We start from the raw sequence: 14684 nt of genomic DNA on the forward strand, positions 1-14684 counted from the left end.
GGCGCCCCTCCCATCGCGTGCCGGCGCTCACCGGCGGTCCTTCGCGTCGGATCGCTCATCGCGGCGCCGCGCCCACCGGCTGGTACAGGCGGCGCACGCAGGCCGTGGCGAGCGCGTCCAGGCTGGAGATCATCATGTCGGGCGGCAGGAAGGCCGCCGTGTAGGCCAGGGGCAGCTCGGTGCAGGCGGCCAGCACCGGGATGTGCTCGCGGTGCCACAGGCCGCGCACCACCGTGCCCAGCAGCGCTCCCGCCTGGTGGGACCGTCCGGCCTTGACCAGTGTGGCGGTGTGGTGGATGGCCTCCTGGGTGCCGCTGCCGGGCAGCAGCAGGCGGTAGCCGAGCGCCTCGGCGCGCTCCTGGTACAGGCCGCTGGCGACCGTCCCGGTGGTGGCGGCCAGCCAGCCGCCCCGGGGGCTGCGGCGCCCGGCCTCCTCCAGCGTCGCGTCGACGATGTGCACGACCGGCGCGGGCAGCAGCGGGGCGAGCCGGTCGACGTACACGTGCGCGGTGTTGCAGGGCACCGCCAGCAGGTCGGCGCCCCATTCCGCCAGCCTGAACAGCCCGTCGCGGATGGGTGGCAGCGGCGCGTCGCTGCCGGCGAGCACCGCCGCCGTCCGGTCGGGGATGGAGGGGTCGGACAGCATCAGGATCCTCGGATGCTCCTGGTCGGTCGTCCCGGGGACCCGGGCGGCCAGCAGGCGCAGGAACTCGGCGGTCGCGGAGGGGCCCATCCCGCCGAGGATGCCGAGGGTCGGCCGCAGCGGGGGCAGCGGCTGGGGCGGGCGCGGCGCTTCGGTCCCTATGTGGCCTTGGCCGTCCCGTCCGCCGGTTCTCATGTGACCTCGATGCCGGCGCGGGTGAGAAGCTCGGCCACGCGCCGGGGGATGTCGGCCTCGCGCAGCAGGTCGTTCAGTTTGGGGCCGCACCACCAGTCCAGGCGCAGGCGCCCGTCCTGGACGACTCCGTGGACCGACAGCACGTACGGGCGGGTGCTCGGCAGGACGGTGTAGTCGACCTCCTCGCGCGCGGCGATCGCCATGGGCGCCCCGGCGGGGAGCAGGCCGGACAGGTCGCCGAAGTGGTCGTACCTGATGCGGGCGGCGGGGCTGGCGTCGGGCGCGATGCCGCAGGGCCCGTCCATGGAGACGATCGCCTTGGTGACCGCCGTACGCGGGCCGACCTGGCGCACGCCGAGGTCGCGGTCGCCCCCGTCGGTGTGGTCCTGCACGTCGATGGTCAGGAACTCGCCGCCGAGCCACTCGCTCAGCACGGTGGCGATGGCCGACAGCACCTTGCCCGGCGCGGGGCCGGCGGCGCCGTCGACGTCGGCGCTCACGACGCGGGTGCGGGTGGGGGTGTTGGCGGCGTCGGCGGAGCATCCGGGCAGGATGCAGTCGCCGGCGCTCGCGGTCCACCCGGCGGGCACCGAGGCGGGCGGCCGTTCGGGCATCGTCGCCGCGCCGGCCAGGAACGACGCGGCCGGGGGCAGCTCGATGGACGCCCCTGCCTCCGCCTGCGCCCAGGCGGTGCACAGGTCGTCCAGGATCAGCCGCCACGACGGGGTGTCGGCGACCAGCTCGTGGACGACCAGCAGCAGCCAGGTGGGGCGGGCGCCGCGGTCGATGAGGGCGATCTGCAGCACGGGCCCGTCGGCGAGGCTCAGGCGGGCGCGCATCCGGTCGACGGCGGCCCGCAGCAGTCCCGGCTCGGCGGCCTCCTCCATCGCGGACAGGTCGAGGCCGACGACGGGCAGCCCCGCGCCGACGCCGCCGTCGCGCTGGCGCCGTTCGCCGTCGTGGTCGACCAGGCGCGTGCGCAGCGCGTCGTGCTGCAGCAGCAGTTGCAGCACGACCTTGCGGACGCGGGCGGGGTCGGGGCGGCCGGGCAGTTCCAGCAGCAGGGCGCGCGCCCGCCGCTCGGCGTCGACGGGGTGGCGGTCGAGGTAGGCGCGCTGGAGCGGGGTCAGCGTGACGGTCAGGTCGCCGGCGACGACGGGCTTGGGAGGCTCGGGCTCCTCGCCGATGTCGGTGCCGAACCGGGTCGGCCGCGGCGGGGCGAGCGCCTCGCGCACGACGGCCCCCGCCGCGCGCGGGATCTCATCCAGGGCCACCCACTGTTCGGGCACCAGGATGTCGGGGACGGCGCGCGCCACCGCGGCGCGCAGTTCCTCGCCGTCGATCGGGCCGCGCGGGACGTAGTAGGCGACGAGCCTGCTGCCCAGCCGGTCGCGGTCGGCGGGGTCGGCGTATCCGATCTTCGCGAGCATCCGCTTGACCCGGGCGGTGTTGACCGGGGCGCGCAGCTCCTCGTCGGCCTCGGCGACCTCCAGGTGGCCGACGCGCACCTCCCACCGGGTGGGGGCCTCGTAGTTGTGGTAGCCGCGCTCCTGGTTGTGGACGTACACGCCCACGTCGTTGATCATGCAGTTGGAGCTGCAGAACCCGGTGTCCTGCGGCTGGGACCAGAAGGACGAGCGCCGCTGGAGGAATTCGCGGATGCCGGTCTTGGTGACGTCGGAGTAGCGGAAGTAGTCGACGACCTCGACCGAGTCGACGGCCGCCGTGGCGATGGCGCTGCCGGTCTGGTGGTAGATCCGGCGGCCGATCGCCAGCTTCGGCTCGATCTCGGCGGGGTCGAACACGCCCTGCTGGTAGAACCACGACAGCCGCTCGTCGATGATCTGCCCGCGCGAGAGCCCGGTGACGATGGTGGGGATGCCGCGCTCGTGGGCGAGTTCGGTGCTGAGGTCGAGCAGCGAGCGGAAGCAGCCGTTGCACACGCTCTTGTGCTGCTCCAGGCTCTGCAGGAAGATCTTGTTCTGGTCGGCGCGGGTCATGGTGAGGTGCTCGATGCCGAGCTCGGCGGTGATCTCCTCGACGTTGTTCAGCGCCGTCTTGGAGATGAAGCCGTTGTCGAAGGTGAACGTCATGACGCGCAGGCCGAGGTCGACGAGCTGGTGCAGGACGTAGGTGCTGTCCTTGCCGCCGCTGAACAGCAGCAGGCAGTCGTACTCCGAGTCGCTCGCCTGCGAGCGCGCCTGGATGTGGCGCACCATGTCCTGCGGCTCGCTGAAGAAGGCGTGGATGCGCTCCTTGTTCTCGGCGTACATGGCGCACAGGCTGCACACGCCGGCCTCGTCGAACGCGATGCCCGGGTAGCGGTCGGTGATGCCGCACCGCACGCAGTCGCGGGAGGCGGCGCCCATGTCGGCGCCCTGGAAGACCACCGCGCAGTCGGCGACGCCGTCCTGCCGCATGATCGCGGCCTCGACCTCCTGCTCCAGCAGCCGCGCCTGCTCGGGGCCGAGCTCGGGCGCGGCCCGGCCCGGCTCCGCGTCCTGGTCGGAGAACTCCTCCGAGGACTCCGAAGACGTCTGCTGGATCGACGGCGTCAGGTGCGGCGCCGTCCATCGGATCGATCCGGCCATGTCAGCTCCCGCTCTCGCTCGCGAGCACCTGTGCGGTGCCCTGCGCGCCGATGTCGGTCAGTGAGACGAAGAAGTCGTCGAGCGGCGCGTCGCGGCCCAAGATGGCGTTCTCGATGAGCGAGGCCAGGGACTCGATGTTCGGCGAGGCGAGGAACTCCTGCAGCGGCACCTCGACGCCGAACTCGGCGCCGAGCCTCGACAGCAGTTCGAAGACGACCAGCGAGCTTCCGCCGACCTCGAAGACGCTCTCGCGCACGTCCAGGTCGTCGACGGGGAGGATGCTCTGCCACACCCGCGCGACGGCCAGCTCGGTCGGGGTGCGCGGCGGGACGTGGTCCTCGCCGGGCATCTCGCGCCGGAGCACCGGAGTGGGCAGCGCCTTGCGGTCGATCTTGCCGCTGATCGTGCGCGGCAGCTCGGCGAGCGGCACCAGCACGGCGGGGACGGCGCTGTCGGGCAGCCGGCCGCGCACGTGGTCGCGCAGTTCCTGCGGCTCGGCGGCGCCGGACAGCTCGACGAACGCACACAGGTAGGGCACGCCGCCCTCCTCCTCGGCGGCCACCACGGCGGCGTCGGCGACGGCGGGGTGCTCGCGCAGCACGCTCTCGACGCCGCCGAGCTCGACCCGGACGCCGCCGATCTTGACCTGGTGGTCCTTCCGCCCGAGGAACTCGTAGACGCCCTCGGGCAGCAGCCGGGCGTAGTCGCCGGTGCGGTAGACGATGTCGCCGGGGTCGCCGGTGAGCGGGTTGGGCACGAACGCCTTGGCGGTGGCCTCGGGCTGGTCGTGGTAGCCGAGCGAGCGGTACGCGGTGCGCAGGTAGATCTCGCCGACGCTGCCCGGCGCGGCCGGCTCGCCCATGCCGTTCAGCAGCAGCACCTCGGCGCCCGGCATCGGCCGCCCGATCGGGATGGAGGGGCGCTCGGCGTCGGACGGGGTGACGAAGTGGTAGGTCTTCGTCATGGTCGTCTCGGTCGGCCCGTACAGGTTGAGCAGCTTGATCCGGCCGCCGAAGCGGCCGAACAGCCGCGCGGCGTCGGTCGGCGGCAGCTTCTCCCCCGACATCGCGACGCAGCGCAGGGACGCCAGCTCGTGCTCGCCGGTGGCGGCCTCGCGGATGACGCCGCGCAGCAGCGAGGGCACGCAGTGGACCAGGTCGATGCGCTGCTCGTCGATCCAGCGGGTCAGCGCGGAGGGGTCGGGCACGGTGTCCTGCGGCGGGACGCAGACGGTGCCGCCGGTGGTGAGCGGGACGAACACGTCGCGCAGCATGGCGTCGAACGCGGGCGAGGTCAGGTGGCTCACCCGCCAGCCGGGCCCGACGTCCAGCAGCTCGGTCTCCCAGCGGATGAAGTGGTCGATGCCGGACAGCCGGCCGACGATGCCCTTGGGGCGCCCGGTGGAGCCGGAGGTGAAGAAGACGTAGGCGGGGTCGTCGGGGCCGGGCTCGTGCGGCGTCCCCGCCGCGTGAACGACGCCGGTCTCCCCCGCGGCGACCCGCACGGCGGCGGGCGCCGCGGCGCCCAGCACCGCGTCGGCGAGCGCGTCCGCGCCCGTCCCGACGACGGCCCACGCGGGCGCGGTGTCCTCGATCATCTGGGTGAGGCGCACGTGCGGGGCGGCGGTGTCCAGGGGGACGAAGACGCCTCCCATGCGGAGGATCCCGAGCAGCGCGGCGATGATCTCCCTGCGGTCCTCGGCGAGGACGGGGATGAGCGCCCCCGGGCCCGCTCCCGCCGCACGCAGCGCGCCTGCCAGGTCGTCCGCCCGGGCGGAGAGCTCCGCGTACGTCAGCCGCCCTTGCGGGCACTCGACGGCCACCCGCTCGGGGAACCGCTCGATCGCGCGCCCAACGAGCGACTGGATCGCTTCGAAGGCCATCCTGCTTCCTTCCTCTCTGCCAGGGACGCTCGTCCGATCCGCCCCCCGGGGTTCATGCGTGGTCGGCCAGCCCGTAGGTGTCCAGGAGGATGCCGAACGTCAGGACGACCAGCAGCAGGTCGTCCCCCAGGTGGGGATGGACGTCGAATCCCTCCCGCAGATAGCGGGCCTTGAGATGGTCCACGACCGCGGGGTCGAAGAAACCCTGCCGCTTGACGCGCTCGTGGGAGAGCATGTCGTTGATCCACTCGACGTTGCGCCTCAGCAGGTGAGGACTGCCCGGCGCCCGGAAGCCGAACTTCTCCCGGGAGATGATCTCCGGTGGCACGAGCCCCTGGGCTACCTGCTTGACGACGTACTTCTCGCCCGCCTCGTTGACCTTCAGGTGCGCGGGCACGGTGGTGGCGAACTCGATGACGTCGATGTCCAGGAACGGGTACCTGGCCTCGACCGAGTTGGCCAGCGACATCCGGTCGCCGTGGTCGGAGAGCAGGTGGTCCGACAGCCGCAGCTTGAAGTCCAGGTAGGAGCGCTGGCTCAGGCGGTCGCGGCCGGCGAGCATGTCCTTGTCGACCAGCGGGTGGCGCAGGCAGTCGAACTCCTCGAACCGCTCGCGCACGCCCTCTGCGAAGATGTCCATCTTGGACTCGCGCCAGGCGTGGTAGGAGCGCTCGTAGAACAGGCCGGGGTCGCCCCACAGCTGCCGGCGGACGTCGTCCTCCAGCGCCTCGTCCAGGCCGTTGCCCGCCCCGCCGCCGCGCCCGAACCGGTCGAACCGGTAGCCGACGTACCCGCCGAACAGCTCGTCGGAGCCCTCGCCGGTCAGGATCACCTTGATGCCGTTGCGCCGGGCCAGCGCCGACAGCGCCAGCGAGCAGGTGTTGTAGGTCTCCTTCACCGGGCATTCGGCGTGCCACACCATGCGCTGGAGCTCGTCGGTGATGTCGGCGGCGTGGAACTCGGCCTCGTGGTGGCGCGAGGCCACCTTGCCCGCCATGAGCCGCTGGTAGGACGACTCGTCGATGGCCGCGTCGGGGAAGGTGATGGAGAACGAGTGCGAGGGCGGGGTGGTCCGGCCGACCAGCGCCGCGATCAGCGAGGAGTCCAGGCCGCCGCTGAGGTAGAACCCGACGGGGACGTCGGCCTGCAGGCGGCGGCGCACCGACTCGGTCAGCAGGTCGCGCAGCGTCTCGGTGTAGTACTCGTCCGGCCTGGCGGCCGGGGCGGCCTCGCCGGCGAGCGGGAAGTCCAGGTCCCAGTAGCGCGTCTCGCGGACGTCGCCGTCCTCGACCAGCAGGTAGTGGCCGGCGCGCACGCTGCTGACGCCGCGGAACATCGTCCGGGGGCTGACCAGGCCGGGGAAGGTGAGCACCTGGTCCAGGCCGGTGAGGTCGGCCTCGCGCGGCACGCCGGGATGCGCAAGGACGGTCTTGGCCTCCGACCCGAAGACGAAGTGGTCGGCGGTGCGCGCGTAGTGCAGCGGGAGGATGCCGACGTGGTCCCTGGCGAGGAAGAGCCGCTTCCTGCGCCGGTCGTGGATGGCGAAGGCGAACTGGCCGTTGAGCCGGCGCAGCAGGTCGGTGCCCTCCTCCTCGTACAGGTGGACCAGGACCTCGACGTCGCAGTCGGTGCGGAAGCGGTGCCCCTTGGCGATCAACTCCGCGCGCAGCGCGCGGTGGTTGAAGATCTCGCCGTTGCACACCATCGCGACCTGGCCGTCCTCGCTGAACATCGGCTGGTCGCCGCCGTGCAGGTCGATGATGCTCAGACGGCGGAAGCCCAGGGCGACGCCCTGGTCGAAGAAGCTCCCGCCCGCGTCGGGTCCCCGGTGCGCGAGCGTCTCGGTCATCCGCGCAAGCGCCGGCTCGTCGATGGCGCGGCCGTTCCGGAGGGCCATCGACCCCGCGATTCCGCACATGTCTCGGGCGCTCCTTCCACGTAGGCAGCTACAGATACGACAGGGACCGGTCAGGCGTCGGCGACGGCCGGGACGACCTTCTTGCCGATGATCTCCACCTGGCGGACCGGCTCGGGGCCGCCGATGATGCCGATGGCGGTGTCCACGCCGAGCCCGGCGAGCCCGCGGAGGGTCTCGGCCAGGTCACCGGCCTTCGCGCCGTCGTCGCCGACGTCGAACGGGAAGATCACCGTCTTCTCGATGGCGTCGTAGTCGCGTCCCTCCGCCTCGCAGTGCCCGCGCAGCACGTCGAGCTTGTGCGGCAGGTCGGGACCGGGATAGAGGTTGCAGGCGTCGGCGTACTTGGCGACCAGGCGCAGCGTCTTCTTCTCGCCGCCGCCGCCGATGAGGATCGGCGGGTGCGGCCGGGTGATGCTCTGCGGCAGGTTCAGCGGCCGGGCCAGCCGGTAGTGCGCGCCCTCGTACGGCCGCTCGTCGCCGCGCTCGCCGTCCCACATGAGGTGGCAGATCTGGATGGTCTCCTCCAGCATCTCGAAGCGCTCCGCGAGGGAGGGGTAGGGGATGCCGAGGCCGAGCGCCTCGTCCTCGTACCAGCCGACGCCGAGGCCGAGCATCGCCCGCCCGCCGGACAGCACGTCCAGGGACGTCACCGTCTTGGCCAGGACGCCCGGGTGCCGGAAGTGCACCCCGGCCACGATCGGGGCGAGCCGGCAGTGCCGAGTGTGGGCGGCCAGCAGGGTGAGCGTCGTGAAGCACTCGAGCATGGGCGCCTCGGGGCCGCCCGCGTGCGGGCCCTGCCACACGTGGTCGCCCACGCCGATGAGGGAGAACCCGGCGTCGTCGGCGGACTGCGCGATCTCGACCAGCGTGTCCGCGATCCGGGCCGGGCCGCCCTTCCAGGCGAAGTCCCCGATTTCCAAGCCAACCTTCACGCCGGCCTCCATAGGTTCTGTGACAACGGTTCTCACGGGTGGTGCGGGCCGGCCGGCGACCCGGGGTGGCTCACGCCGGCCGGTACCGCAGGATGCAGACCCCGGTGTCGAAGACCCGGGTGCCGGCCAGCTTCAGGTCGACGCGGTCCTTGAAGTCCTCGAACAGCTGCCTGCCGTCGCCGAGGACGACGGGATGGACCCACAGCAGGTACTCGTCGATCAGGCCGAGCCGCATGAGGTCGCGCGCGAGCGCGGCGCTGCCGTAGATCAGGATGTCCTTGCCGGGGAGCCGCTTGAGCTCGGCGATCTCCTCGGCGACGTCGCCCGAGGCGACCCGCGTGTTGTGCCACGCGGCGCCTTGGAGGGTCCGCGAGAAGACGACCTTGGCGATGCCGTTCATCTTGTCCGCGACCGCGCCGACCTCGGCGGGCCACGCCTGCGCGAAGAGCTCGTAGGTCCTGCGGCCCAGCAGCAGGGTGTCGGCCGCGTCGAGCTGCTCGCCGACGTGGCGCTCCATCTCGTCGTCGAAGACGTCGATGTTCCAGTCCTGCTGACCGGTCGAGTTCTCCACGTAGCCGTCGACGCTCACGAACATCGACAGGATCACTTCGCGCACGGCGTCCTCCGCCCGGTCAGGCCTTGGTGGACAGGTAGGCGGCCAGGCAGTTGAAGAAGCTCCCCCAGCCCTCGACGGCCAGGGGCACCGTCTCGGCCGGCAGGTAGCCGACCTGGAGGAACCTCATCTCGGTGCCGCCGTCGCGCTCGGTGAAGGTCACGGTGACCAGCTCCTCACCCTCCCCCTGCGCGCTGCGCTCCAGGAACTCCGGGTCGAGCGGGTCGCCCAGGGTGAAGGAGAGCTTCTCCGGGCGCACCAGGTCGCGGTACACCCCGAAGAACGGCTGCTCGGCGCGCTCGGTCTCCTCGGTGGCCTCCATGACGATGGTGGCCTTCCAGTGGCCGCCCGGCCGCGCGTCGATCTCGATGTCGGAAAGCGGCGCGATGGTGCCCTCAGGGCCCCACCAGTGGGTGAAGTGCTCGGCCACCGTCCACGCGTCGAACACCAGCTCGCGCGGGGCGTCGAAGACGCGGGTGATCGACACCTCCTGCAGCGTCGGCGCGGAGTGGGTCGTGGTCTCGGTCACGGGCTTTCCTTCCTGTCGCTATACGGTCGGCGGTCGTGCGCCGCTTTCGGTGGTCGGCTCTTGCGGCGTTCGCCGGCCGGGCCTCGCGCGGCGTACGCTGGTCGGGCCTCGCGCCGCGTACGGCCGCCCGGCGTCGCGCCGCGCGGCCGGTCGGCGGCGGCGTGCGGTCAGTGCGCCTCGGCCGGCACCCGGGCGTTCAGGCGGACCGGCAGGCTGCGGTGGCCGTTCATGATGAACGTGGGCAGCCGCTGCAGGTCCTCGGCCGGGACGGCGAGGCTGATGTCGGGGAAGCGCTCGAACAGCGTGGACAGGCCGATGGCGCCGACCAGGCGGGCGATGCCGGCGCCGAGGCAGTAGTGCGGGCCGTAGCCGAAGGAGATGTGCTCCTTGTCGGCGCGGGTGATGTCGAACTCGCAGGCGCTCTCGCCGTGCAGTTTGGGGTCGCGGCCGGCGGCGAGGTAGTTGACGAGGATCGGGTCGCCCTTGCGGATCAGCACGCCGTCCAGGTCGACGTCGTCGGCGGCGAAGCGCAGCGGCAGGCTGGCCAGCGGCGCCTCGGCGCGCAGCACCTCCTCCATCACGTCGTCCCACGACTTCTCCCCGGACTTCACCAGTTCGAGCTGGTCGGGGTGGGTGAGCAGGTTGGTGACCGCGTTGCTGAGGAAGTTGATCGTGGTCTCGGAGCCGGCGCCGAGGATGGCGAAGATGGTGTCGGTGAGCTCGCCCTCGGACAGCTTGCCGCCGTCCTCGTCGTCGCGGGCGGCGATCAGGTCGCTGGTGATGTCCTCGGCCGGGTTGGCGCGCTTTGAGGCGATGAACTCCGACATGGCGTCGCGCCAGCCCATGAGGATCCCGTGCGCCACCTCGGGGCTGACGGTGGTGTCGACCATCATGTTGATGACGGGCGCGGTCTTGGCGAGCGCCGTCTCGTCCATGCCGATGATGTCGGCGACCAGGCGGGCGGGCAGCGGGTAGGCGAACTGCTGGCGCAGGTCGACGACCTCGTCCGGCCCGGCGGTGGCCAGGCCGTCGAGGAGCTCGTTGGTCAGCTGCACGATGAGCGGCCGGACGGCCTCGATGCGGCGAGGGGTGAACGCCTTGCCGACCAGGCGGCGCAGCCGCTTGTGGTCGCTGCCCCAGGAGGTCGAGATGTTGTCCATCGCCACCCAGCTGATCAGCTCCCAGTCGGGCCGGATCTCGCCGTTGGTGAACGCCGGCCAGTGGGCGCGGGCGCTCTTGGTGACGCGGGTGTCGGTCAGCACCCGGCGCAGCACCTCATAGTCGGTGATCGCCCACGCGGTGACGCCGCCGGGCAGCTCGATCAAGGTCGCGGGGCCGAGCGAGCGCAGGTGCTCGGCCTCGGCGTGGATGTCCTTGCCGGTGATGTCCAGGGCGACGGGGCAGCGACTCTCCATGAATGACTCCAAGATCTTGTCGGTAGAGCTGATCAGGGTGCGCGAGCACCCGCGAGCGGGACGGGCGGGCGAACCGGCCGCCGGGGACGGCCGGCCGGCCCGTCGCCTCTCTTTGCGAAAGACCGCGGGCCCGGCCCAGGAGGGAGGGCTAGTCGGGGAGCCTGATGGACAGCGCGTGGCGGAACACGTTCCGCGGGTCGTAGCGCTTCTTGACCTGCTGGAGACGGGGGTAGTTGTCCTTGTAGTACAAGGTGTGCCAGGGCACGCCCGAGGTGTTCAGCTCCGGGTCGGCCAGGTCGGCGTCGGGGTAGTTGATGTAGGCGCCGTCGCTCAGCTCGTCCGGTCCGGGGACGCCGCCGCTGTGGGCGTAGACGTCGCGGAACAGGTCCCTGATCAGGCCCACGTTCTGCTCGTCGTCGCCCTCGCTCGCCCAGGCGCCGAGGTAGGCGGCCTTGAGGATGGAGTCGCGCTGGGCGGTGGCCGTGGCGCCGGGCGCGACGGTGTTCACCTGGCCGCCGTACCCGACGAGCAGCACCTGCGTCGGGTTGTACACCTCGCCGGTGAAGTGCTTGTGGACCGCGGCGATCTGCGCGTCGCTGTAGCCCTTGCGCAGATACGCGGCCTTGATCTTGAACCGGCGCACGCCCGGGTTCCCCGGGTCGCCGTAGCCGGGGTAGGAGGCCGCGTACAGCCAGGGCTGGACCTCCTGGAACCTCATCATCGGCGCCACGCCGACCCCGGCCGCCACCTCGTCGAGGAAGGCGGTCATCAGGGCCTCGGCGTCCGGCGCGCCGTCGTCGATGAGCGCGCCCACCATCAGGCCCGGCTGGACCGAGTTGTGCTGGCCGTGGAAATACGGGAAGAGCCTCGCCTGCGGCGTGCCCGGGGCGCTGTTGTTCTCGCACCAGGTGCCGAAGTTGCGCAGCAGCGTGGTGAAAGCCTCCTCGGTCATGCCCTCCCACGACCAGATGGCCAGGCCGCTGCGAGTCGCCGCCGGCGCCTTGGGCAGCAGCTCGGCCGGGTCCGCGGAGTCGGCGTCCGGGCTGCGCATCCAGTAGCGGGTCACCACGCCGAAGTTGCCTCCGCCGCCGCCGGTGTGCGCCCACCACAGGTCGCGGTTCGGGTCGCCGGGCTCGCGGGTGGCGACGATGGCCCGCGCCCGGCCGTCCTCGCCGACCACCACGACCTCGACCGCGTACAGGTAGTCGACGACCGCGCCGAGGCTGCGCGACAGCGGGCCGAAGCCGCCCCCGGCGAAGTGCCCGCCGACGCCGACCTCGGGGCACATGCCGGCCGGGACCGTGACGCCCCACCCCTTGAACAGGACGCGGAAGACGTGGCCGAGGGTCGCGCCGGACTCGATCGCGAAAGCGCGGCGCCCGCTGTCGTAGTAGACGGCCGTCATCTCCGAGATGTCCAGCAGGACCTTGACCTCGGCGTTGGCGACGAAGTTCTCCAAGCCGTGCCCGCCGCTGCGCACGGCGATGCGCTTGCCCGCGGCGACCGCCTCGTCGACCGCTTCGACGACCTGCTCGGTCGTGGTCACCACGCGCACGTAATCCGGGCTGCCGACGAACCGGTGGTTGGTGCCGCGGAGCATGCTGTCGTAGCGCGGGTCGTCCCGCGTGATGGTGGAGGACCCGAGAACGGACAGGTGCTGCCCCCCGGCCGTGGAAGGAACGGCGGTGACGGCCCCGTTGGGATGGCCGTGACTCTGCAGGTCGGTCATATTCGTTCCTCCAGTGGCGGCCGGGCCGCGTCGACGCCGCCGCCCGGCCGAGTCATGGTCGGCTCGGCTCCCACAAGCCTGCTATCCAGGAGAATCCGCCTGCATCTTTCGATGTGCTGTATTCCTTTGCCTCGCTTCGCTCGGCGGGCTCGGGGCGCCTTTGAGGCGGCGCCGTTCGTCGTCGTACGGGCTCGTTCCTCACCCTCCCTCCTCCTCAGGACACCGCCGCGCCCCGAGCGGTCGGCTTGGCCTCGCTTCGCTCGGCGAGGTCGGGGCGCCTTTGAGGCGGCGCCCTTCGTCGTCGTACGGGCTCGTTCCTCACCCTCCCTCCTCCTCACGACACCGCCGCGCCCCGAGCGGTCGGCTTGGCCTCGCTTCGCTCGGCGAGGTCGGGCGCCTTTTGAGACGGCGGCCGAGCTGAAAGCGCAAGGGGGGAGGTGCGGGAGGCTGGGGGGGACCGCACCATGGGCATTTGGACACCGATGCCCCGCGTTTGAAGAAATGGATGTCCCCACCTCTCGCAGAGCCCTGTCACCGCAAGAGAAGGCGACCGGGCCGCTTCAGGCTGCGCGGGCTCACCCGCCGTGAATTCGACGAAAGGACGAGCACGTGAGTGAGGCGGACCGCTCCGGGAAAATCGTCATCGACGCCTGGTTCTCCGGATACACGTTTCCGAACTTTCTCGAGCCGATCAAACAGCGGGCCCGCGAGTTCGAGCAGGCGTACCCGCGCTACCAGATCAACGTGGGCAGCTCCTACTTCCAGAACCTGGCGGCGGACGTCGCCGCCGCGGCGCAGGAGGGCCGCCCACCCACGATCGCGTCGTACTACAGCGGCGCCACCCAGCTCGCCCGCGACACCCTGACCCAGGACGGCAGGCCGCTGTTCACCTCGGTCGAGAAGGCGATCGCCGGGCGCACGGAGATCCTCGGCCAGCCCGTCGTGCTGGACGACATGGTCACCGCCGGCCGGAACTTCTACACCATCGACGGGACCTTCGCGGCGATGCCGATGACCCTGTCGACGATGCACATGTACACCAACGTCACGCTGATGCGCGCCGCCGGCGTCGAGGAGGTGCCGCGCACCTTCCAGGAGATCGAGGCGGCGTGCGCGGCCATCGCCCGCATGGAGAACGCCCCGCCGCACCGGATCAGCTGGGCCAACGACGGCAAGTTCTTCCAGCAGATGCTCGCCCACCAGGGCGGCCTGCTGACCGACGGCAACAACGGCCGCGAAGGGCGGGCCACGTCCGTCGACCTGCTGTCCCCGCAGATGATGGCCTTCGTGCTGTGGTGGTCGCGCCTGCACCGGGACGGCCACTTCCTGCACAGCGGCAAGCTGGAGGACTGGGCCGGGTGCGCGCAGGCGTTCAGGGAGCAGCGGGTCGTCTTCCGGTTCAGCTCCTCCTTCGAGGCGCCGTACATGGTCAAGGCCGGCGAGGAGCACGGCTTCGAGGTCGCGGTGACCCCGACGCCGTACAACGCCGACTACCCCTTCGCCGGCAACTGGATCGGCGGCGACGGCATCTGGCTGCGCGACGGGCTGGACGAGGAGACCAGCGACGGCGCGCTCGCGTTCATGCAGTACCTCAACAACCCGCGCAACGCCGCCGAGTGGCACAAGGTGTACGGCTCGGCGCCCGTCACCAACGCGGCGGCCGCGCTGCTGGAACGTGAGGGCTGGTACGACGAGCACCCCTACCACCGGGTGACCACCGAGCAGCTGAACACAACGACGGGAGTGCCCGGCGCGGAGACGCCGATCGTGGGGCACTTCGCGCAGATCCAGCACGCCATGATGTACGCCCTTGAGGACATCATGGCGCTCGGCGTCGACCCGGTGGAGCGGTTCACCCAGGCGGCCAAGGAGTCGGAGCAGCTGCTGGACGACTACGGCAGGCTCTGTCTGGTGAACGGCCCCCGTCCCGCCCACTGCACGCTCATCGACAGCTGACGGCTCTTCTCCCCTGGCTGGTCTTCTCCCCCTCCCGCCCTCCCGGGGCGGACGGCCGGCGGTCCGCACGGACCGCCGGCCGTCCTGTGTCCGGGCCGAGTATCCGGGAGCCCGGTACATCAGGGTCCCCGCGCACGCGAAACGGCCGGCAGGGTGCCTGCCGGCCGTTCCATGAGGTCTTCGCTCTGACGTCTTCGCTGTGAGTTCTTCGCTCTGAGGAGGTCTCTGAGAGGGCTTCTCCGTTGAGGACGTCTCTGTGCTGAGGACGCCTCTGTGAGGTC

At 71.5% G+C, this 14684-nt stretch carries 10 protein-coding genes; 1 reads left to right on the forward strand and 9 read right to left on the reverse strand.

Annotation, left to right across the window (positions count from 1 at the left end; genetic code table 11):
* Positions 1–55 precede the first annotated feature (55 nt).
* From ACFO60_RS21180 to ACFO60_RS21220, 9 genes are all read right to left on the reverse strand, one after another.
* The gene (locus ACFO60_RS21180) at positions 56–838 is read right to left on the reverse strand and encodes an aspartate/glutamate racemase family protein (RefSeq protein WP_380842596.1); all 783 of its coding nucleotides are present in this window, start codon (positions 836–838) and stop codon (positions 56–58) included.
* Entirely contained in the window at positions 835–3429 is a 2595-nt protein-coding gene (locus tag ACFO60_RS21185; RefSeq protein WP_380842598.1) for a condensation domain-containing protein, read from the reverse strand. Before ACFO60_RS21185 ends, ACFO60_RS21180 begins: the two co-directional genes overlap by 4 nt.
* 1 nt (position 3430) lies before the next feature.
* Complete coding sequence (locus ACFO60_RS21190) at positions 3431–5311, reverse strand: non-ribosomal peptide synthetase (RefSeq protein ID WP_380842601.1); 1881 nt, start codon at positions 5309–5311, stop codon at positions 3431–3433.
* 52 nt (positions 5312–5363) lie between these two features.
* The gene (gene asnB, locus ACFO60_RS21195; RefSeq protein WP_380842603.1) at positions 5364–7229 is read right to left on the reverse strand and encodes an asparagine synthase (glutamine-hydrolyzing); all 1866 of its coding nucleotides are present in this window, start codon (positions 7227–7229) and stop codon (positions 5364–5366) included.
* Positions 7230–7279: 50 nt separating this feature from the next.
* A complete protein-coding gene (locus ACFO60_RS21200; RefSeq protein ID WP_380842605.1) occupies positions 7280–8161 on the reverse strand; it encodes an LLM class F420-dependent oxidoreductase in 882 nt (293 codons plus the stop codon).
* A gap of 70 nt (positions 8162–8231) precedes the next feature.
* Positions 8232–8777, reverse strand: coding sequence for a dihydrofolate reductase family protein (locus ACFO60_RS21205; RefSeq protein ID WP_380842607.1), 546 nt, complete (start codon positions 8775–8777; stop codon positions 8232–8234).
* 16 nt (positions 8778–8793) lie between these two features.
* On the reverse strand, positions 8794–9303 hold the full coding sequence (locus ACFO60_RS21210; protein ID WP_380842610.1) for an SRPBCC family protein: 510 nt from the start codon (positions 9301–9303) through the stop codon (positions 8794–8796).
* 167 nt (positions 9304–9470) lie between these two features.
* Complete coding sequence (locus ACFO60_RS21215) at positions 9471–10718, reverse strand: cytochrome P450 family protein (RefSeq protein WP_380842613.1); 1248 nt, start codon at positions 10716–10718, stop codon at positions 9471–9473.
* A gap of 148 nt (positions 10719–10866) precedes the next feature.
* On the reverse strand, positions 10867–12447 hold the full coding sequence (locus ACFO60_RS21220) for an FAD-binding oxidoreductase (RefSeq protein ID WP_380842616.1): 1581 nt from the start codon (positions 12445–12447) through the stop codon (positions 10867–10869).
* A gap of 609 nt (positions 12448–13056) precedes the next feature.
* On the opposite strand from ACFO60_RS21220, the gene ACFO60_RS21225 reads away from it, so the two are divergent.
* A complete protein-coding gene (locus ACFO60_RS21225; RefSeq protein ID WP_380842619.1) occupies positions 13057–14403 on the forward strand; it encodes an extracellular solute-binding protein in 1347 nt (448 codons plus the stop codon).
* Positions 14404–14684 lie beyond the last annotated feature (281 nt).

This window comes from Sphaerisporangium dianthi (assembly GCF_042654065.1).
Lineage (GTDB): Bacteria > Actinomycetota > Actinomycetes > Streptosporangiales > Streptosporangiaceae > Sphaerisporangium > Sphaerisporangium dianthi.